Below are 16,765 nucleotides of genomic sequence, written 5' to 3'. Positions count from 1 at the left end.
GAGGCTTGTCCTGTTGCAAAGCCTGCCAGCGCAGTCTGCGATGATGCGTTGGCACCGCTGCCCGCCCTTTGCAGGGGCCTTGTTTGTCCACCATTGAGCTGTTCGCCCATGTCCACACGTCTGCACGCCGTCCAATCCGATATCACCCAACTCCATGTGGGAGCGATCGTGAACGCCGCCAACTCGTCGCTGCTGGGCGGTGGTGGTGTGGATGGTGCCATCCACCGTGCAGCAGGCCCGGACCTGGTACATGAATGCAGGCTGTTGGGTGGTTGCAAAACAGGGGATGCCAAGCTGACCCAGGCCTACCGGCTGCATGCGGACTACATCATCCACACCGTGGGGCCCGTGTGGCGAGGCGGGAACAAGGGCGAGCCGGAGCTGCTGGCTGCTTGCTACCGGCGCTGTATGGCGCTGGCTGAGGAGAAGTCGGTGGCATCCATCGCTTTTCCCAGCATCAGCACGGGCATCTTTGGCTATCCCATGGCGTTGGCTGTGCAGTTGGCAGTGCGCACGGTTCGAGAGAGCTTGTCTGCACACACCCCCATTGAAGAGGTGGTCTTCTGCTGCTTTTCCCAAGCGGATCTGCTTGCGTATGAAGCGGTCTTGAACGCACCCACGGCCTTATTCATGGGCCAGCCGGCTCTATCTGCTCGATACCCCGTGACCCAACCTCGCTACCGGCTGCCAGGGCTCCATGGGCTTTTCGGGCGCGTTGCTGGCAAACACTAATTTTTTCGGTGCTTTATTTCAATATTTCAAGTATCATTGAAATATGAATGAAGACCATGTCATCAAATCCCTGGCCGCACTGGCCCACCAGGTCCGCTTGCGGGTGTTTCGTGCGCTGGTGGTGGCCGGGGCTGACGGGCTCACGCCCTCGGTGTTGGCGGAGGCGCTGGGCGTTGCGGCCACGGCGCTGTCTTTTCACCTCAAGGAGCTGGTCCATGCGGGCCTGGTCACGCAGGAGCGCGTGAGCCGCAACCTGGTCTACCGCGCAGACTTTGCGCGCATGGACGGCGTTCTGCGCTATTTGACCGAGAACTGCTGCGCGGGCGCCCGCTGCGAGGTGACCGCTCCCCAGTGCTGCCCTGCCAGCGACAAAGGCTGCTGACGATGACCACCCATGTTTTGGTGCTTTGCACCCACAATTCGGCCCGCAGCGTGCTGGCCGAAGCCATGTTCAACCACTGGGCGCAGACACTGGGCATCGATGCCAAAGCCTTCAGCGCCGGCGCTGCACCCAGTGGCCGTGTCCACCCGCAGGCGCTGGCGGCGTTGCGTGCTGCAGGCGTGGACACATCGGCGCTGTCGAGCAAGAGCATGGACCGGTTTGCGCATCCCGGCGTGCCAGAGATGCGCGTGGTCATCACCGTTTGCGACAGCGCCGCTGCCCAGCCTTGTCCCTTGTGGCCGGGCGCGCCAGTGCGTGCCCATTGGAGCTACCCGGACCCTTCCGAGGCCCCCAGCGTGGAGCAAGCCCAGCGTTTTGAGCTCACCCGCCAGGCGCTGGCCTACCGCATGCTGCAGCTGCTGCAATTGCCGTTTGACAAGCTCGGCAACCAGGCGCTGCAAGCGGCAGTGCGGCGGATTGCGGAGTCATGAACATGCCCGTGACTGAGACCAAGCCGGTGATCGGTGGGTTTGAGCGCTACCTCACGCTCTGGGTGCTGCTGTGCATCTGCGCTGGCGTGGGCCTGGGTTATGCCGTGCCGGGCCTGACCGAGGCAGTGGCTGCGATGGAGGTGGCCAAGGTGAACCTGCCGGTGGGCGTGCTCATCTGGGTGATGGTGATTCCCATGCTGCTCAAGATTGACTTTTCTGCGCTGTCGCAGCTGCGCCGCCATGCCCGTGGCATAGGGGTGACCTTGTTCATCAACTGGGGCCTCAAGCCGTTTTCGATGGCCTTGCTGGCCTGGCTGTTTTTGCGCCATGTGTTTGTGCAGTGGCTCGATCCTGCGCAGATCGACAGCTATGTCGCCGGTTTGATTTTGCTCGCCGCAGCGCCGTGCACGGCGATGGTCTTTGTCTGGAGCCAGCTGTGCAAGGGGGACCCGTACTTCACGCTGTCGCAGGTGGCCTTGAATGACGCCATCATGCTGGTGGCCTTTGCGCCGATCGTGGCCTTGCTGCTGGGCATCTCCTCGATCACGGTGCCCTGGGACACCTTGCTGGTTTCGGTCGTGCTCTACATCCTGGTGCCGGTGGCGCTGGCCCAGATGCTGCGCAAATACCTGCTCAGGCGCGGCAGCCAGGCACTGGGCCGGGCGGCCGAGTTGATGGGGCCGGTGTCCATCCTGGCCTTGCTCGCCACGCTGGTGCTGCTGTTTGCGTTCCAGGGCCAGTCGATCCTGGCGCAGCCCTTGGTGATTGCGCTCTTGGCCGTGCCCATCCTGGTGCAAGTGATGCTCAATGCCGGGCTGGCGTACTGGCTCAACCAGAAGCTGGGGGTGGCCCATTGCGTGGCCGGGCCCTCGGCGCTGATTGGCGCCAGCAACTTCTTTGAACTGGCCGTCGCCACCGCGATCAGCCTGTTTGGCCTGAACTCGGGCGCAGCACTGGCCACCGTGGTCGGTGTGCTGATCGAGGTGCCGGTGATGCTGGCCGTCGTGGCCGTTGTCAACCGATCCAAGCGCTGGTATGAAAGTGCCCTGCCAGCTGCATCCACCCAAGGACACTGATGTCTGCTGATGCCATCTCCCGCCATATCGACGCCCGCAGCTTCCAGGCCCCTGGCCTGCAGCAGCTGCAGCCTCGCCAGTTGTCTGCCCATGCTCCCCGCATTCTGATGCTGTATGGCTCGCTGCGTGAGCGCTCCTACAGCCGGCTCCTGACCCAGGAGGCAGCCCGGCTGCTGGAAGGCATGGGGGCCGAGGTCCGCATCTACGACCCCGACGGCTTGCCGCAGCCCGATAGCGTGCCGGAGGACCACCCCAAGGTGGCGGAGCTGCGCGCGCTGGTGCGGTGGTGCGAAGGCATGGTCTGGACGTCACCGGAGCGCCACGGCGCGATGACCGGCATCATGAAGACCCAGGTGGACTGGATACCGCTGTCCGAAGGCGCTGTGCGGCCCACGCAAGGAAAGACGCTGGCGGTTATGCAGGTGAGCGGCGGCTCGCAGTCCTTCAATGCCGTGAACCAGCTGCGCATTCTGGGCCGCTGGATGCGCCTGTTGACCATTCCCAACCAAAGCTCGGTCGCCAAGGCCTACCAGGAGTTTGATGACGAGGGGCGCATGAAGCCATCGCCTTTTTATGACCGTGTGGTGGATGTGATGGAGGAGCTGCTGAAGTTCACCCTGCTGACCAGGGATATCGCGCCCTATCTGGTGGACCGCTACAGCGAGCGCAAGGAGGAGCGCGCAAAGATGCATGCCCAGACCTTGGCGAGACTGTGAGCGCTGCGCGGGATACGAAAGGGGCGACACAGTCCAGAGGGCCCAGATGGCCCAGAGGGGAAGGCCGCCGGCGGCAGGCGATTTGCTAGCATGGCGCAACTTGCCCCAGACCCATGACCAAAAATCGCTACCGCCTGCTCGTTATCGCCACCGTCCTCCTGTTAGTGCTGTCCATCCGCATGGATTTCAGGACCGAGCTGCTGTCCTCGCAGCATCCGCTGCGGTTTCCCATCGCGCTGGAGGGGGAGATGGTTGTGCTGCTGTGCTTGATCATCCTGGGCTGGAGCGCCGGTTTTTATGGCTGCATGCGCTTTCGCCCCTGGGCGCCCGCGCTCAACCTGGTCACCACCGCCTGCGGCCTGCTGTTTATCGTCGGCAACAACTGGCTCTCCGTCGAATCGTCCTGGGCCCAGGTGCTGGACTTTCTGGCCAATGCCTCGGGTGGTTTGACCTTGATGCTGCCTTACTTCAACGACCAGGTCCGAAAGATGTTTTGGCCGGAGCCGGATTAAGGTCCGGCCCTCCGCAGAGCACTGCCCGCGCATCAGCGCTGCAGGGGCTGGCCAAACCAGCGCTGGATAGCGGTTGCGACTGGCGCTTGCGATGCCTTACCGTCACCCACCCAGGCGACGATGCCATCCGGGCGGACCAGTAGCGATTGCAAGCCAAGTTCATCCGCCGTGCTGCGGGCGATATAGCGGAGGTGCCCCTGCCACCCTGCCGACAAGTCACGCAACGGCGCGGCGCAGCCAAAGTCCAGCAATAAGCCCTGGCCGGTCTGCAGATGGCCAGCGAGGGTCGAGCCATCGGCCAGCGCAAAGTCGGGCGCGCTGCGACCGACCAAGGGGTGGGGGGGCCTGCCAGGCCGGCGCGCATGCTGCAGCCAATGGGGGCGCAATGCGGTGGGCGCGCCACCATGTAGGGGTGCGGTGACGGCCTCCAGCAAGCCCCGGCGCCGCAGCGCCTCCAGCGAGGGGATAGTGAGGCCGCGAATGCCAAAGTGCGCTTGCTTGAGCGGGGAGTGCGGGTCGCCGGCTTGCTCGAGCACCAGCACAGAGCACTGGGCCAGCCGCAGCTCGCAGCTGAGCAGCAGGCCGACGGGGCCTGCACCAACAATGATGACGTCGTAAGGGGAGATCGTAGGCATGGACATGTCCTCTCTCGTTTGACCGTTCGGCCGGAGTGATTCTTTGTCTTGAGAACCCCTGGGACGAACCGATGGCCGCATGCAGATGCGGTGCACGTTCGTCGTGGGGACCCATGCGCGGGCAGAGTCAGCGCTTCCGTGTGGAAGGACCTGGGATTACCAAACCAAGTCTGCCTTTTTCGACGGGCCGACTATAGCGCTGGCGGTGCAGAGGCGATTTACTGAGGGCGCCGGCCCAGCTGATGGATCCGTTTAACAGCAAGCTTTCCCGCCCGAGCAACCTGTGGATGTGCATGCGCTGCGGCCAGCTGGGCCATGGTTAGCAGTGCTTGGTCAGGGCGCTTTTGGATGGCCATCGCGACGGCCTCACCGAGAAAGAAGTCGTCATCGGCCACCAGTCTGTGCAACAGGTCCTTGTCTTCTAGGCTGAGCGAAGGAATGAGTGCGACCACGACATCGTTCCATTCCTGATCATCCAGCAGCCTGTGTATGCATGCACCCAAGGCATCCTGGTCCTGTGCAAGAGGGGATAGCGCGGGATGCAGATCGGAGACTTCCTGGTCGCTGGCTTGCGCCTGTTGCAGCGCCACCAAAAAGCTTGTTGCCGAATCGAAAACGGCGCGCGTATCGCCATCGTGGCTGAGGAAAAGCACGCAGCCTGCGAGCGGCGAGCGGGTGGCCAGAAGGTGGTGGTCGCTGGTGTTCGCATCATCGAGCACATAGCAGCCCAGCTGTTGGACCAGCGGGTGGTAGGCGAATTGCGCGGTGTGTTCCAGCACTTCACGGGGTGCAAGCAGCTGTGGATGGAGCGCGAGAAAGGGCGCAGCGGCCTCGACGTAGTGCTCAAGCAGATCGCGCTCTTCTTCTGCTGCGGGCATGGCTGTGTCCTTGGGTAAAGCGGTCTTCAAACCACGGCAGCCGTGAACGCATCGGGCCGCCGCGCCAGCAGCGCCGACAAGCGCTGCAGCCCCGCCTGCAAGCGCCCCCGGTCCTTGATGCTGCCCAGCGAGATGCGGATGGCATTGACCTGGGCAGTGTCTGCCGCGCCGCTGGCAAAGGCCTCTGCCGGGGTGACGGCGATGCCTTCGCGCTGGGCGGCTTGCGCGAGTTGGGCGGGGCTCCAATACCCTGGCAGTTCCAACCAGACATGCAGGCCATCGCCCGCGCCGCTGTAGCGGCCGGCCAGCAGATCGCGCGCCATGCGGTGGCGCAGGCGGGCCTCCTTGCGCACGCCCTCCATCAGCCCATAGGCCGAGCCGCCCAAAATCCATTGCGTGGCCAGTGCTGCAGACAGTGGCGAGACCATCAGCGCAAAGGAGCGCAGGGCAGTCTGGAAGCGCTCGCGCAAGGCAGGATCGCGCGCCCGCACAAAGGCCACGCGCAGGCCGGGCGTCAGGCATTTGGACAGGGTGGAGATATAGAGCACCTGCTCGGGCGCCAGGCTGGCCAGCGGCGGCGGTGGTGTCTCGGCCAGCAGCCAGTAGGGGTCATCCTCGACGATGCGGACATGGTTGCGCTGGGCAATGCGCACGAGCGCCTGGCGCCGTTCCAGCGGCATCGTGGTGGCGGTCGGGTTCTGCAGGGTGGGGTTGAGGTAGAGCAGTGCCGGCTGGTGCTGGCGGCAGGCCTGCTCCAGGTCGTCGGGCAGCATGCCATGCGGGTCGCTGGGCACGGCGATGATCTGCCGGCCCAACTGCGTGGCCGCAGTGCGCAGGCCGGGGTAGCCCATCGGCTCGGCCAGGATCACGTCGCCCGGTTCCGTCAGCGCCAGGATGGAGGCGGCAATTGCTGCCTGCGCGCCCGGGCAGACAACGAGCTGCTCGGCATCGACCGGCCCCAACATGGGCTTGAGCCACTGGGCGCCGGCTTGGCGGTCCACATCGCTGCCGCCACCCAGATGGTAGGTCATCAGCAGCGCAGAATCCGCCCCCATCAGCACCTGCGACAGGCCTTGCTTGAGCAGATCGTCAAAATCCAGACCCGCCGGCGGCGGCGGCGTGTTCATGCCCAGGTCGAGCACCGCGGTCAGCGCCACCTTGGGCGCTGCCACATAGGTGCCCCGCGCGCCGCGCCCTTCGAGCAGGTGACGGCGCCGGGCCTCGTCGTAGGCACGGGTGACGGTCGTCAGGTCCACGTCCAGCAAGGCCGCCAGATGGCGCTGCGGCGGCAGGCGATCGCCGGGCTGTAGCAGGCCGTCTGCCACGGCCGCTTGCAAGGCATCGGCAATCTGCAAAAAACGCGGCCCGCCCCACGCGGTCAGTCGCGGCAACCAGGGGAGGGCGTTGTCTTCTTGCATGCTTGTATCTGGAGATGTATGGATGGGCCGAGGGGGCCTCTGCAAAACGCACTGCCGTGGTCTGGACGCCCACTCGGGCGATCCACTCCTTGCCATTGGGCGACGGTTTTGCAGACGGCCCCTGGGACAATTTGTCCGCATGTATGGAAATTGCTTTTGCGTACTATGCACCAGAACGCAGAGCGGCCCATGCTGGTATGGCAATCGCTGGCGTTGCGGCCTCATGCCTTGCTGGGGCTCGGACAGTGCCAAGTCATTGGCTGGAAATTTGCAAAATGATCGATTGGATCCCCGTAGTCTTTGTCATCTTCAAGCTGAGCATGTTCAGCACCTGCATGTTCTTTGCCATCAAATGGCATTACGACCAGGGCAAAAAAGGCGGCAACCCCCGCGCCGTGCTGCGCGCAGGCGGCAAGGTGGCGGCGATTTTTTTGGCGGCGCTGTTGCTGCTGGGGCTGCTGACCTTCACCTTGGTCAGGACGATGGGCTTGGATTTGACGTTCTCTTGATGGGGCGCCATCCGTCCAGTCCCGCCGATCGCTGGGTCGGGGCTGGGCACCGCATGCTTAGAACAGGTTCTTAGGCGGCGCCGCTAGTTTTGCTGGCTGGCGGCCAAGGCTCGGCAGCGCTGAGCTGTTTCAGTACCGCATGCAGCGCATCGATGAATTGCTGGCCCGTTGCCGGGCATGGCTGCCGCGCAGACGTTATCGTCCAGATGTTGGAATACACCTCCGTTGTCAAAGGCCTGACGACGATGTCATCGCGGGGAATATGCCGGATACAGGAGGCATCCACAATGGCAGCGCCCAAGCCCGTCTGAACGCAACTGAGGGCAATGGCCGGCGAGCGCACCTGGATGCTCGCCGAGCTGGCATCCATCGCCAGCGCTGAGGCGCATAGGCGTCCCAGCGGGGTGTCCGGCGGGTATCCGATCCATGCGGTGTCGCACAACGCAAGCGGATCCACCATGGCCCGGTCCGCCAGCGGGTGTTGCGGGGGCAGTACGCACAGCAGGCGCTGGCGGCCCAGCAAGCGTGATTTCAAGCCCGGGTGGTTCGACTCCACCAAAGAAACGCCCACATCGGCTTGACCCGACAGCAGGTACTCTGGCAACTCGTCATAGGTCGCCGTGCGAAAGTCGACACGCAATTGCGGGCTGTAGCGCATCAGTTGCTGCAGTGCCTGCGGAATCAAGGTGTTGGCAAACGTGGCACTGCAGGCCAGGTGCAAGGTGTCCACGCCCGCATGGCCGATGCGCTGGGCCAGGCTGTTGAGCCGGTCCAGGCCTCGGTACACGTCGCGCGCCTCTTCGTGCAGGCGCTGGGCTTCGGGCGTGGGCTGCAGCCTTCTGCCCAGCCGCTCAAACAACAAATAGCCCAGGCGGGCTTCGCAGTGCGCCAGTGCCCGGCTCAGTGCCGGCTGCGATACATGCAGGGCCAAGGCCGCGCCGCTGATGGTGCCGGTGGTCATGATGGCATGGAACACCTCCAGCTGCCGCATGTTCAGTGCGCGGGGGTGAATGGCGTGGCTGCTGGTTTCAGGCAATTGGCTTGGCATGTGGTGTTAACCCCTGGTCGATATAACTTTGTTTGTGAATGCACCGACATTTTTCAATTTGGGTGAGTTCGGCTTGTCCTTTACGCTGCAAGCAATATTCAGACCCATGAAAGAGTCAAGCCATGAACCGCCGTCTTCTGAACCGTTTTGCCCTCCTGTTGCCCCTTGTCATGCTGGCCGCGCAGTCGGATCCGGCTGCTGCCCAGGGCAACGCCAACCAGCCGATCAGCTTTGTCGTGCCCTCTGCGGCCGGCGGATCCCCTGACGTGCTCAGCCGCATCATTACCAACCAATGGTCGCTGAACGCCCATCGTCCGGTGATTGTAGAAAACAAGCCCGGAGCGGCAGGCAATATCGGTGTGGTGCAGGTGATCAGGGGCAATGAGCTCACCGTGGGCTATGGAAATATCAACACCCTGGCGGTCAACCGCGCGCTGTTCTCCACGCTGCCTTACGACGTGGACAAGGACCTGGTTCCGGTGTCGCACCTGTTCAACCTCTACAACGTGCTGATCGTTTCGGTGGCATCGAGCGTCCAATCCGTGCAGGACTTGCTGGCCCAAGCGCGCAAGAACCCCGGCAAGCTGTCCTATGGGGCTTCGGGCGTCGGTACCACCGGCCATATGAGTGGGGAGCTGCTCAACCATCTGGAAAAGCTCGATACCGTTTTCGTTCCCTACCAGGGCGGGCCGGCCGCGTTGCAGGACCTGATGGGCGGGCGCTTGGACTATATGTTCATCAACAGCTCCGAAGCGGTGCCGCTTATCAAGTCGGGCAAGGTGCGTGCGCTGGCCGTGACCCAGCTGGGCAAGCGGATCGAGCAGCTGCCCACTGTTCCGACGATGGACGAGGCGGGCGTCAAGGGCTATGAGATCGTCTCGTGGGGGGGCGTGGTGGGCAATCGCAAGATGACGCCTGAGCAGGCCAAGGCACTGGCCGCCGATCTGGACAAGGTGTTGAAGATGCCTAACGTGCGCGAAAGTCTTCAAGGCCTGGGCGCTCAGCCGGTGGGCGGCACGCCGGAGGATTTCAAGCAATTGATTGCCCGAGAGACGAAAAAATGGACCGAGATCATCCAGTCCAGCAAGATCGCGAAGCTCAACTGATCGGCCCCGGAAAGAGAAGACGAAAGTGCTGATATTCAAGAATGCGATGCTGATCGACGGCTCTGGCGGGCAGGCTTACAGCGGCGATGTGGCGGTGGAGGGCGAGCGGATTGCCCAGGTGGGCGCGGTGCAGGCGCAGGCCGGTGATACCGTCATCGACCTGCAGGGCCTGGCCCTTGCACCGGGCTTTATCGATTCGCACACCCACGATGATGGCTACCTGCTGGTGCACCGCGATATGGTGCCCAAAGTCTCCCAGGGTATAACCACGGTGGTTACCGGCAACTGCGGCATCAGTCTGGCGCCGCTGGTGCCGCAAAACCTGCCGCAGCCCCTGGACCTGCTGGGGCCGCCCGAGTTGTTTCGCTTTGGGCGCTTTGGCGAGTGGCTGCAAGCCTTGCAGACGCAGCCAGCGGCGGTAAATGTCATCCCGCTGGTGGGCCATACCACCTTGCGCGTCAAGGTGATGGCGGACCACCAGCGTGAAGCCACCGATGACGAGTGCGCGCAGATGCGGGATTTGCTGACCGAAGCGCTGGACGAAGGGGCCTTCGGCATCTCGACCGGCACCTTCTACCCGCCTGCACGCCATGCCACAACCTGGGAACTGCTCGAAGTCTGCAGGCCACTGCGCGGCCGCCAGGCTGTGTATGCCACCCATCTGCGGGATGAGGCCGATGACATTGTCCCAGCGATGCAAGAGGCATTGGCCGTGGGGCGCGACGCAGACTGCCGGGTGGTTTTCTCCCACCACAAGCTCGCTGGCGAGCGCAACCATGGCCGCTCGGAAGAGACGCTGGCGCTGATCCGGGAGGCCAGTAGCAAGCAGCCCGTTTGTGTGGACTGCCACCCTTATCCCGCCACGTCCACGATGCTGCGGCTCGACCGGGTTCGCCTGGCAAGCCGCACCATGATCACCTGGTCCAGCGCTTGCCCAGAAGCCAAAGGACGGGATTTTGCCGACCTGCAGCAGCAATGGGGCCTGGACGATGAAGCGCTGCTGGCGCGCCTGTCACCGGCCGGCGCCATTTACTTCTTGATGGATCAGCACGATGTGGACCGCATCTTTGCGTTTCCTTTGACGATGGTGGGGTCCGATGGCCTGCCTTTTGATCCACACCCCCATCCACGCCAGTGGGGCACCTTCACACGCGTGCTGCGGCGCATGGTGCGCGAATGCGGCTTGCTGTCGCTGGAAGAGGGCATCCACCGGATGACGGGGCTGGCTGCGCAGCAGTATGGGCTGGAGCAGCGTGGGCGTTTGGAGCCCGGCTGCTTTGCCGACCTGGTGGTGTTTGACCCCCAACGGGTTTCGGACAAGGCCACGTTTGAGGAGCCAGTGCAGGCCAGCGAGGGAATCGAACAAGTCTGGGTCAATGGGCAGCAGGTGTGGGATGGCCACCAGCCTACCGGCGCGCGGCCAGGACAAGTGCTGCGCCGGGCAGAGCCCGAGCAGACAACGCAAAAGGAGTGCGGGAAATGACAACACGAAAACTTGGTTTGGCCGTGGCCCAGATGGGGCCTGTTCATTTATCGGATAGCCGGGGCTCGGTGGTTCGGCGCTTGGTGGCCATGCTGCGCGAGGCCAAGGCCCGGGGCGCCGAGATGGTCGTTTTTCCGGAGTTGGCACTGACGACGTTCTTCCCGCGCTATTGGATGGAAGAAGCGCAAGCACAAGCGCGGTTCTTCGAAGCACAGATGCCCAATGCCGATGTGCAGCCTCTGTTTGATGCCGCGCGTGAGCTGGGCGTGGGCTTCTACCTGGGCTATGCCGAACTGGCCGAAGACGGGCGACCCTACAACACCGCCGTACTGGTCAACTCCAGGGGAGAAATTGCGGGCAAGTACCGCAAGATCCACCTGCCCGGCCATGTGGAACATAAGCCAGAAGCTCCGTTCCAGCATCTGGAGAAGAAGTACTTCGATGTCGGCAACCTGGGGTTCAGGGTGTTCGATTCAGGCGCTGTCAAATACGGCATGTGCCTGTGCAACGACCGCCGCTGGCCGGAAACCTACCGCGTGATGGCCTTGCAAAGTGCCGAGGTGGTCATGCTGGGCTACAACACGCCGTCGCTCAATATCCATTGGAATGAGCCGGTGCATCTGCGCACGACCACCCACCTGATCTCATTGCAGGCCAATGCCTACCAAAATGGAATCTGGGTGGCGGCAGCGGCGAAATGCGGTTCCGAAGATGGCCACCACATGATTGGCAGCTCCGTCATTGTTGCGCCCACCGGAGAGATCGTGGCGCGCACGCTGACCGAGGACGATGAGGTCATCTGCGTCAGCGCCGATCTGTCGCTGGGTGAACATTTCCGCCAGCATGTCTTCAATTTCGCCAAGCACCGCAGGCCTGAGCACTACCGCTTGATTGTGGACCGGGTGGGCGCGGGCGATCCGCTGCCCTGAAGGGATCTCACATGTTGCGGATGCCTGGATTGGTGGACTGCACCAAGCCAGGCTGCGCTTTCCCAGGACCCAGCTGCCCCTGCCCATAAGCCCGAGGAATATGCGTCATGAGCGAATGGCTGAAACCGCCATCGACCACCAGATCCGCGCCATGGACATAGCTGGCCCGGGGGCTGGCGAGGAAGACCACCGCCTGGGCGAGTTCTTCGCTCTGGCCGATGCGGCGCAGGGGGACGACCTGCTCGCGGCGGGCGCGGTCGTCCGGGTTGCGGTAGAAGCGCTCGCTCAGCGGGGTCACAAACAGGCCGGGGCTGACGGTGTTGCAGCGGATGCCTGCGGGGCCCCATTCCAGGCACATCTGGTTAGTCAGCATGCGGATGGCGGCCTTGCTCATGCTGTAGCCGCCGCTCAGCGGTTGGGCGTTCTGGGCCGAGATCGAAGCGATATTGACAATGGCGCGCGGCAGGCTGGCGTCGGAATGGCGGTAGAAGGCCTGGCCCATGCGCAGGTAGCCGCCCAGGTTGATCTGCAGTTGGCGCTCCCAGATGCCAGGGTCCAGCTCGGCCAGCGGCGCGGCGCTGGTGATGGCGGCGTTGTTGACCAGCACGCTGGGCCCGGCGCCCCAGTGCTGTTGCAGTGTTTGAAACGCAGCCTCTACCGCAGCGGGTGATGAGACATCGGCGCTCAGCGGCAGCAGACGCTGGCCATCGGGATGGGTGGCGGCGAGCTGCGCCAGCGCATCGCTGTCGTGGTCGAGCACCGCCACGCGGCAGCCGCTCGCCAGCAGTGCTTGCACAATGCCGGCGCCCAGTCCCTTGGCGCCGCCGGTGACGACGCAGATGCGTAGGTCCAATTGCAGCCAGTCCATGCTTAAAGCCCTTTTCTGGTCTGCGATCAGGCCGCCAAGGGCACCAGCTTGTGCGTGCTGGCATTGAAGTTCACCACGGGGCTGGCGCTGTTGCAGGAGGACTTTCGGATCTTGCCGACCACCAGCTTGTGCGTGCCCAGGGTGTGGGTGCAGACAATGTCGCATTCCATGCTGGCCAGCGCGTCGCTCAGCACGGGCAGCTGGTGTTCGCTGCTGTGCCAGCGGCCTTCCTTGAAGCGGGCCTCGCCTTGGGGCTGACTCAGAAAGCTGGCGATGATCTGGCTGTGTTCCTCACCCAGCACATTGGCGACAAACTTGCCCGTTTGCAGCAAGGTATCACCCATCGACGAGGCGCTGTGGGCAAAAAAGCCGACCATTGGGGGCTCGGCCGAGATGGAGGTGAGGCTGGAGACGATCATGCCGGCGACGTCCTTGCCCTGGCCGGTGGTCACGGCGCTGATGCCGGCGGGCAGGGCGCGCATCGCGGCCTTGAAGTCGGCCACCGAGACGACCTGGTCTTCCGCGGCCAAGGTGATATGGGCACGCACCTGGCCTTGGTCGTTGACCCAGCCGTGCTGCTGCGCATAGGCCAGCATGGCGGCAAAGCCCGTGTCCCATTCGCTGTCTGCGGCCTGGCAGGCCAGAAAGCGCAGCACCTGGGGAAACAGCCAGACATGGCTGTCGCCGTCGCGCGTGCCAATACGGGTCAGGGCCTGCGCGAGCTGGGGCTCGGGCTGGGGCTCGATCAGCACGTCGAGTGCCCGAAAATTGTGGGCATCCATCAGGCTGATGGAGCCGCAGTTGCTGAGGTGAACGCGCATGGCCCTGTCTCCTTTACGCCAGCGCTACGGCCTGGCCCACTTCTTTTTTCACGGCGGGAATGATCTTGTCGCCCCACAGCTCGATCTGCTTGAGCATGGTCTTCTGGTCGAAATCGCCCAGCTGGGTTTGCAGCGCAATGTGCTTGGGCTTGAGGATGCTGATCTCTTCGAGCAGCTTGTCGATCACTTCGTTGACCGAGCCGACGGGCAGGTTCTTGCGCAGCTGCTCGAAGGTCGGGTCGGTCTCGGTCGGCACTTCTTTGACCATGTAGCCGTCTTCGGACTGAGCGCGGCGGAACTTGAGGCTCTCGGAGATGCGGCGCTGAAAGCGGGCGCAGTCCAGGTAGGCATTGATTTCGGATTCGTTGTCCGAGGCATAGCCGCAGCGCAGAAAGCCGAACTTCACGTCACTGTCCAGGTCCTTGCCTTCGGCCGAGGCAATGTTTTCCAGCTTGGTGCGTAGGCCGGCAATCGCTTCGTTGCCGTTGAGCAGCGCGGTGACAAACAGGTTGTGGCCTTCGCGCACGCCACGGCCCAGGGTAACGGGGTTGCCCGAGGTGACCCAGAGCGGGGGCATCGGGTCTTGCACGCAGCGCACAGCGATGGAGCTGGGGGGGATATTCAGGAATTCGCCCTGGTATTCGAATATTTTCTGGGTCAGGGCCTTGGGAATAATGTCGAGAAACTCATTGAAGATCGCGCCGGAATTGGCGATCTCGACGCCAAAGCGTTCAAACTCAAACTGCTGGTAGCCCGAGCCCACGCCCAGCTCGAGTCGCCCATTGGACACGGTGTCGACAAAGCCGACCTCGGCCAGGAAGCGGGCGGGGTGGTAGAGTGGCAAAATGCACACCGCCGTGCCCAGGCGAATGGTTTTGGTTTTGGCCGCGGCATGGGCCACGGTCATTAATGGCGATGGCGACAGCGAGTAATTGTTGAAATGGTGTTCGGCATACCAGGCGGTATTGAAACCCGCTTGCTCTGCCACCACGGTTTGTTCGATGGAGTTGTTGATAACGTCCTGAGAGCGCTGGTGGTAGCCGCGCTGCTGCGCCAGAATGAATACGCCAAATTCCATGATGTCTCCTTGATGATGGGCAATATGGAATCATTCTAGGGGTGGGGTCAGGAGATCTGTATGCGTGAAAATCGAGATTCAGTACTGCGCAAACTGGAGGAATCATGGACCGTCTGAGAGCGATGGAGCTGTTCCTGTCGGTGTCGCAGACCCGCAGTTTTTCAGAGACGGCGCGGCTGTTTGGCATCTCGGCTACCGCCGTGTCGAGAATGATCACCGAGTTTGAAGACGGGCTGCAGGTCAAGCTCTTGCTGCGCTCCACGCGCCAGGTGTCGCTGACCGAATCGGGCCAGGAGTATGCGGCCCAGTTGGAGGGCATTCTCTGGACCATCAACCAGGCGCACACCAGCATCACCGCCATCAGCTCTGCCCCGCAGGGGCGCCTGCGCGTGCACGCACGCACCATGTTCGGCCAGCGCGTGCTGCCCGGCCTCATCGCGCGCTTTCGCCAGGCCCACCCCGAGATACTGGTGGAGCTGCTGCTGTCCGAGACCAAGGTGGACCTGGTCAAGAACAATATCGATATTGATTTCCGAATATCGCCGCCGGTGGAAGCGGGCGTCAAGCGGCGCATGCTGTTTCACAGCCAGCGTTATTTGGTGGCGTCACCCGCTTATGCCGAGAAAATGCCTGCTATCCATCAACCCGCTGATTTATTGCAGGCCCAATGTCTGGCCTATTATTTGCCAGGCAAAGACCATATCTGGCATTTCAAGAATGATGCAGGGGTTGAAGATATTCGATTTTCTCCGCGTCATTTGACCAACAATGGCATTGCTTTATTGGAGTTGGCAAAATTGGGCGAGGGTATTGCGCTGCTCGATGATTACACGGTTTACCCCGATCTGGCGGCGGGCAATCTGGTGCGGCTGTTGCCAGATTATGTGGTGAGCAATACCACGTTTGAAGAAGGCATGTTTGCGACGATTGTCGATTCGGCGATTATCCCGGCCAAGGTCAAGCTATTTCTGGATTTTGTCGCCAGCCAGGTGGCGGGGGAGGCGCAGCGCTTTGCGCTGCCCAAGTGACTAGTCGGTAATAAGGATGCGCGCCTTGGGCTTGGCCAGCCCCCGGTAGCCCAGGCCGGTGATGCGCACAATGGCACCATCGAGCGGGCCGCTGGCGCGCAGGCGGCCGCTGTCCGAGATGCTGGTCACATACAAGTCTGCCAGATCCGGCCCGCCAAAGCAGAGCGCACTGGGGTGGGCCATGGGCAGGCGGATCAACTGGCTCAGCGCCCCTTGGGCATCGTAGCGGGCGAGCTGGCCGGTGCGTACCAAGGCGGTCCAGAGGCCTCCCTCGCTGTCCCAGCAGCAGCCGTCGGGCGCAGATTGCTGGGGCTGGGTGCTGACGAACAGCTGCTGGTCCTGCGCCTGGCCGCTGCTGATATCAAAGGAATAAATGCTTTGCGCGGCGCTGTCGGCAATAAAGAGGCGGCCGCTTCTGGGGTGGATCAGCGGGCCATTGGCGGTTGTAAGGGCCGGGCCTATGCGCTGCAACTGCCCATCCCGCTCCAACACATAGATGCCGCCCCTGGGTGCTTCGCCTGCTTCCAGGTGCAGGTGCATGCTGCCGACCAGAAAGCGGCCATCGGGCAGCGCGCAGCCATCGTTCAAGCGCAGATGGGGCAGGTGCTCATCCAGCTCGGCGAGGGTCTGCAACTGGCGGCCGGCAGGGTCATACAGGCCCAGCGCCTCCTTCATTGCGATGACGATCCTGCCGTCCGCATTCAGCGCGAATGAGCCCGTGGGCGCTGGCAGCAGGTGCTGCTCCGTTTGGCCACTGGCCGGGTCGATGCGCAGCAGCAGGCCGCGCCGGCAGTCCATGGCCCAGAGCTGGCCGGTGCTGGCATCCCAGTGGGGGCATTCACCCAGGGCCAGGCGTTGCGGGATCAGGGGCTGGATATGCATGGGGGGCTTGAGGTTGGGGCTCCTGAGGTGGAGCCGAGCTGCACGTAGGTTGCTGTCCATCATAGGGTTGCCCCAGGGCGCCACTACCCCGGGGAACGCAGAACAGATTCAACCAATCGAGGGGAAATCATTTGCAGGGTTCCTTCCTAGAATCAAACACAGATTCGAAACAG

18 protein-coding genes and 1 pseudogene are annotated in these 16,765 nt (G+C 63.0%); 11 read left to right on the top strand and 8 right to left on the bottom strand.

Translation table 11 applies throughout. The annotated features are described in order from the left end of the window. Nucleotides 1-108: 108 nt before the first annotated feature. The 6 genes and pseudogenes from N4T19_RS07225 to N4T19_RS07200 form a co-directional block, all read left to right on the top strand. A pseudogene (locus N4T19_RS07225) lies at nucleotides 109-612 on the top strand (O-acetyl-ADP-ribose deacetylase); the annotation flags it as partial. A 163-nt stretch (nucleotides 613-775) separates the two neighbouring features. Then, nucleotides 776-1,114, top strand: coding sequence for an ArsR/SmtB family transcription factor (locus N4T19_RS07220; protein ID WP_021028683.1), 339 nt, complete (start codon nucleotides 776-778; stop codon nucleotides 1,112-1,114). Between the two features lie 2 nt (nucleotides 1,115-1,116). After that, nucleotides 1,117-1,605, top strand: a complete 489-nt coding sequence (locus tag N4T19_RS07215; RefSeq protein WP_260719752.1) for an arsenate reductase ArsC — start codon at nucleotides 1,117-1,119, stop codon at nucleotides 1,603-1,605. A gap of 2 nt (nucleotides 1,606-1,607) precedes the next feature. Next, nucleotides 1,608-2,681: an ACR3 family arsenite efflux transporter gene (gene arsB, locus N4T19_RS07210; protein WP_260719751.1), complete on the top strand. Its 1,074-nt coding sequence runs from the start codon at nucleotides 1,608-1,610 to the stop codon at nucleotides 2,679-2,681. After that, nucleotides 2,681-3,397: an arsenical resistance protein ArsH gene (gene arsH / locus N4T19_RS07205; protein WP_260719750.1), complete on the top strand. Its 717-nt coding sequence runs from the start codon at nucleotides 2,681-2,683 to the stop codon at nucleotides 3,395-3,397. The genes arsB and arsH overlap by 1 nt, the downstream gene beginning before the upstream one ends. 113 nt (nucleotides 3,398-3,510) lie before the next feature. Continuing rightward, the gene (locus tag N4T19_RS07200; RefSeq protein WP_116924241.1) at nucleotides 3,511-3,909 is read left to right on the top strand and encodes a hypothetical protein; all 399 of its coding nucleotides are present in this window, start codon (nucleotides 3,511-3,513) and stop codon (nucleotides 3,907-3,909) included. 32 nt (nucleotides 3,910-3,941) lie between these two features. On the opposite strand, the gene N4T19_RS07195 is transcribed toward N4T19_RS07200, so the two are convergent. The 3 genes from N4T19_RS07195 to N4T19_RS07185 form a co-directional block, all read right to left on the bottom strand. Beyond that, entirely contained in the window at nucleotides 3,942-4,544 is a 603-nt protein-coding gene (locus N4T19_RS07195; RefSeq protein WP_260719749.1) for an FAD-dependent oxidoreductase, read from the bottom strand. A 218-nt stretch (nucleotides 4,545-4,762) separates the two neighbouring features. Then, nucleotides 4,763-5,422 (bottom strand): hypothetical protein, encoded by a 660-nt coding sequence (locus tag N4T19_RS07190; protein WP_260719748.1) that lies wholly within the window; start codon nucleotides 5,420-5,422, stop codon nucleotides 4,763-4,765. A gap of 26 nt (nucleotides 5,423-5,448) precedes the next feature. Then, entirely contained in the window at nucleotides 5,449-6,840 is a 1,392-nt protein-coding gene (locus N4T19_RS07185) for an aminotransferase-like domain-containing protein (RefSeq protein WP_116924238.1), read from the bottom strand. Nucleotides 6,841-7,115: 275 nt separating this feature from the next. Between N4T19_RS07185 and N4T19_RS07180 the strand changes: the two genes are divergently transcribed. Then, entirely contained in the window at nucleotides 7,116-7,349 is a 234-nt protein-coding gene (locus N4T19_RS07180) for a hypothetical protein (protein WP_116924237.1), read from the top strand. Nucleotides 7,350-7,419: 70 nt separating this feature from the next. Here N4T19_RS07180 and N4T19_RS07175 read toward each other — a convergent pair whose 3' ends face one another. Then, nucleotides 7,420-8,397: a LysR family transcriptional regulator gene (locus N4T19_RS07175; RefSeq protein WP_116924236.1), complete on the bottom strand. Its 978-nt coding sequence runs from the start codon at nucleotides 8,395-8,397 to the stop codon at nucleotides 7,420-7,422. A 122-nt stretch (nucleotides 8,398-8,519) separates the two neighbouring features. On the opposite strand from N4T19_RS07175, the gene N4T19_RS07170 reads away from it, so the two are divergent. From N4T19_RS07170 to N4T19_RS07160, 3 genes are read left to right on the top strand one after another with little or no spacing between them, the layout of a single operon-like run. Continuing rightward, nucleotides 8,520-9,503, top strand: coding sequence for a Bug family tripartite tricarboxylate transporter substrate binding protein (locus tag N4T19_RS07170; RefSeq protein ID WP_260719747.1), 984 nt, complete (start codon nucleotides 8,520-8,522; stop codon nucleotides 9,501-9,503). Nucleotides 9,504-9,549: 46 nt separating this feature from the next. Then, nucleotides 9,550-10,986 (top strand): N-acyl-D-amino-acid deacylase family protein, encoded by a 1,437-nt coding sequence (locus N4T19_RS07165; protein WP_116924234.1) that lies wholly within the window; start codon nucleotides 9,550-9,552, stop codon nucleotides 10,984-10,986. Continuing rightward, nucleotides 10,983-11,915 (top strand): N-carbamoyl-D-amino-acid hydrolase, encoded by a 933-nt coding sequence (locus N4T19_RS07160; protein ID WP_116924233.1) that lies wholly within the window; start codon nucleotides 10,983-10,985, stop codon nucleotides 11,913-11,915. Before N4T19_RS07165 ends, N4T19_RS07160 begins: the two co-directional genes overlap by 4 nt. A gap of 7 nt (nucleotides 11,916-11,922) precedes the next feature. Here N4T19_RS07160 and N4T19_RS07155 read toward each other — a convergent pair whose 3' ends face one another. The 3 genes from N4T19_RS07155 to N4T19_RS07145 are packed head-to-tail and all read right to left on the bottom strand — an operon-like array spanning nucleotide 11,923 to nucleotide 14,682. Further along, nucleotides 11,923-12,783, bottom strand: coding sequence for an SDR family NAD(P)-dependent oxidoreductase (locus N4T19_RS07155; RefSeq protein WP_182342226.1), 861 nt, complete (start codon nucleotides 12,781-12,783; stop codon nucleotides 11,923-11,925). Nucleotides 12,784-12,809: 26 nt separating this feature from the next. Further along, a complete protein-coding gene (locus tag N4T19_RS07150; protein ID WP_182342223.1) occupies nucleotides 12,810-13,604 on the bottom strand; it encodes a flavin reductase family protein in 795 nt (264 codons plus the stop codon). Nucleotides 13,605-13,617: 13 nt separating this feature from the next. Then, nucleotides 13,618-14,682: an LLM class flavin-dependent oxidoreductase gene (locus N4T19_RS07145; protein ID WP_116924230.1), complete on the bottom strand. Its 1,065-nt coding sequence runs from the start codon at nucleotides 14,680-14,682 to the stop codon at nucleotides 13,618-13,620. A gap of 104 nt (nucleotides 14,683-14,786) precedes the next feature. Here N4T19_RS07145 and N4T19_RS07140 point away from each other — a divergent pair, with 104 nt between their 5' ends. Further along, nucleotides 14,787-15,710 (top strand): LysR family transcriptional regulator, encoded by a 924-nt coding sequence (locus N4T19_RS07140; protein WP_116924229.1) that lies wholly within the window; start codon nucleotides 14,787-14,789, stop codon nucleotides 15,708-15,710. Here N4T19_RS07140 and N4T19_RS07135 read toward each other — a convergent pair whose 3' ends face one another. Beyond that, complete coding sequence (locus N4T19_RS07135; RefSeq protein WP_182342221.1) at nucleotides 15,711-16,592, bottom strand: SMP-30/gluconolactonase/LRE family protein; 882 nt, start codon at nucleotides 16,590-16,592, stop codon at nucleotides 15,711-15,713. Nucleotides 16,593-16,765: the final 173 nt, after the last annotated feature.

The sequence above is a fragment of the Comamonas squillarum genome, from assembly GCF_025309455.1.
GTDB classification, from domain to species: Bacteria; Pseudomonadota; Gammaproteobacteria; order Burkholderiales; family Burkholderiaceae_C; genus Comamonas; species Comamonas squillarum.
The sequence above is the reverse complement of the archived record's forward strand: the minus strand, read 5'-3'. Positions and strand labels throughout refer to the sequence as shown.

Bases quoted from the DNA above. Each gene is read 5' to 3' on its own strand.
- N4T19_RS07180 (WP_116924237.1), top strand. From the start codon at position 7,116: ATGATCGATTGGATCCCCGTAGTCTTTGTCATCTTCAAGCTGAGCATG.
- N4T19_RS07145 (WP_116924230.1), bottom strand. From the start codon at position 14,682: ATGGAATTTGGCGTATTCATTCTGGCGCAGCAGCGCGGCTACCACCAG.
- N4T19_RS07215 (WP_260719752.1), top strand. From the start codon at position 1,117: ATGACCACCCATGTTTTGGTGCTTTGCACCCACAATTCGGCCCGCAGC.
- N4T19_RS07155 (WP_182342226.1), bottom strand. From the start codon at position 12,783: ATGGACTGGCTGCAATTGGACCTACGCATCTGCGTCGTCACCGGCGGC.
- N4T19_RS07220 (WP_021028683.1), top strand. From the start codon at position 776: ATGAATGAAGACCATGTCATCAAATCCCTGGCCGCACTGGCCCACCAG.
- N4T19_RS07150 (WP_182342223.1), bottom strand. From the start codon at position 13,604: ATGCGCGTTCACCTCAGCAACTGCGGCTCCATCAGCCTGATGGATGCC.
- N4T19_RS07185 (WP_116924238.1), bottom strand. From the start codon at position 6,840: ATGCAAGAAGACAACGCCCTCCCCTGGTTGCCGCGACTGACCGCGTGG.
- N4T19_RS07160 (WP_116924233.1), top strand. From the start codon at position 10,983: ATGACAACACGAAAACTTGGTTTGGCCGTGGCCCAGATGGGGCCTGTT.
- N4T19_RS07195 (WP_260719749.1), bottom strand. From the start codon at position 4,544: ATGCCTACGATCTCCCCTTACGACGTCATCATTGTTGGTGCAGGCCCC.
- N4T19_RS07165 (WP_116924234.1), top strand. From the start codon at position 9,550: ATGCTGATCGACGGCTCTGGCGGGCAGGCTTACAGCGGCGATGTGGCG.
- N4T19_RS07140 (WP_116924229.1), top strand. From the start codon at position 14,787: ATGGACCGTCTGAGAGCGATGGAGCTGTTCCTGTCGGTGTCGCAGACC.
- arsB (WP_260719751.1), top strand. From the start codon at position 1,608: ATGCCCGTGACTGAGACCAAGCCGGTGATCGGTGGGTTTGAGCGCTAC.
- N4T19_RS07190 (WP_260719748.1), bottom strand. From the start codon at position 5,422: ATGCCCGCAGCAGAAGAAGAGCGCGATCTGCTTGAGCACTACGTCGAG.
- N4T19_RS07135 (WP_182342221.1), bottom strand. From the start codon at position 16,592: ATGCATATCCAGCCCCTGATCCCGCAACGCCTGGCCCTGGGTGAATGC.
- arsH (WP_260719750.1), top strand. From the start codon at position 2,681: ATGTCTGCTGATGCCATCTCCCGCCATATCGACGCCCGCAGCTTCCAG.
- N4T19_RS07175 (WP_116924236.1), bottom strand. From the start codon at position 8,397: ATGCCAAGCCAATTGCCTGAAACCAGCAGCCACGCCATTCACCCCCGC.
- N4T19_RS07200 (WP_116924241.1), top strand. From the start codon at position 3,511: ATGACCAAAAATCGCTACCGCCTGCTCGTTATCGCCACCGTCCTCCTG.
- N4T19_RS07170 (WP_260719747.1), top strand. From the start codon at position 8,520: ATGAACCGCCGTCTTCTGAACCGTTTTGCCCTCCTGTTGCCCCTTGTC.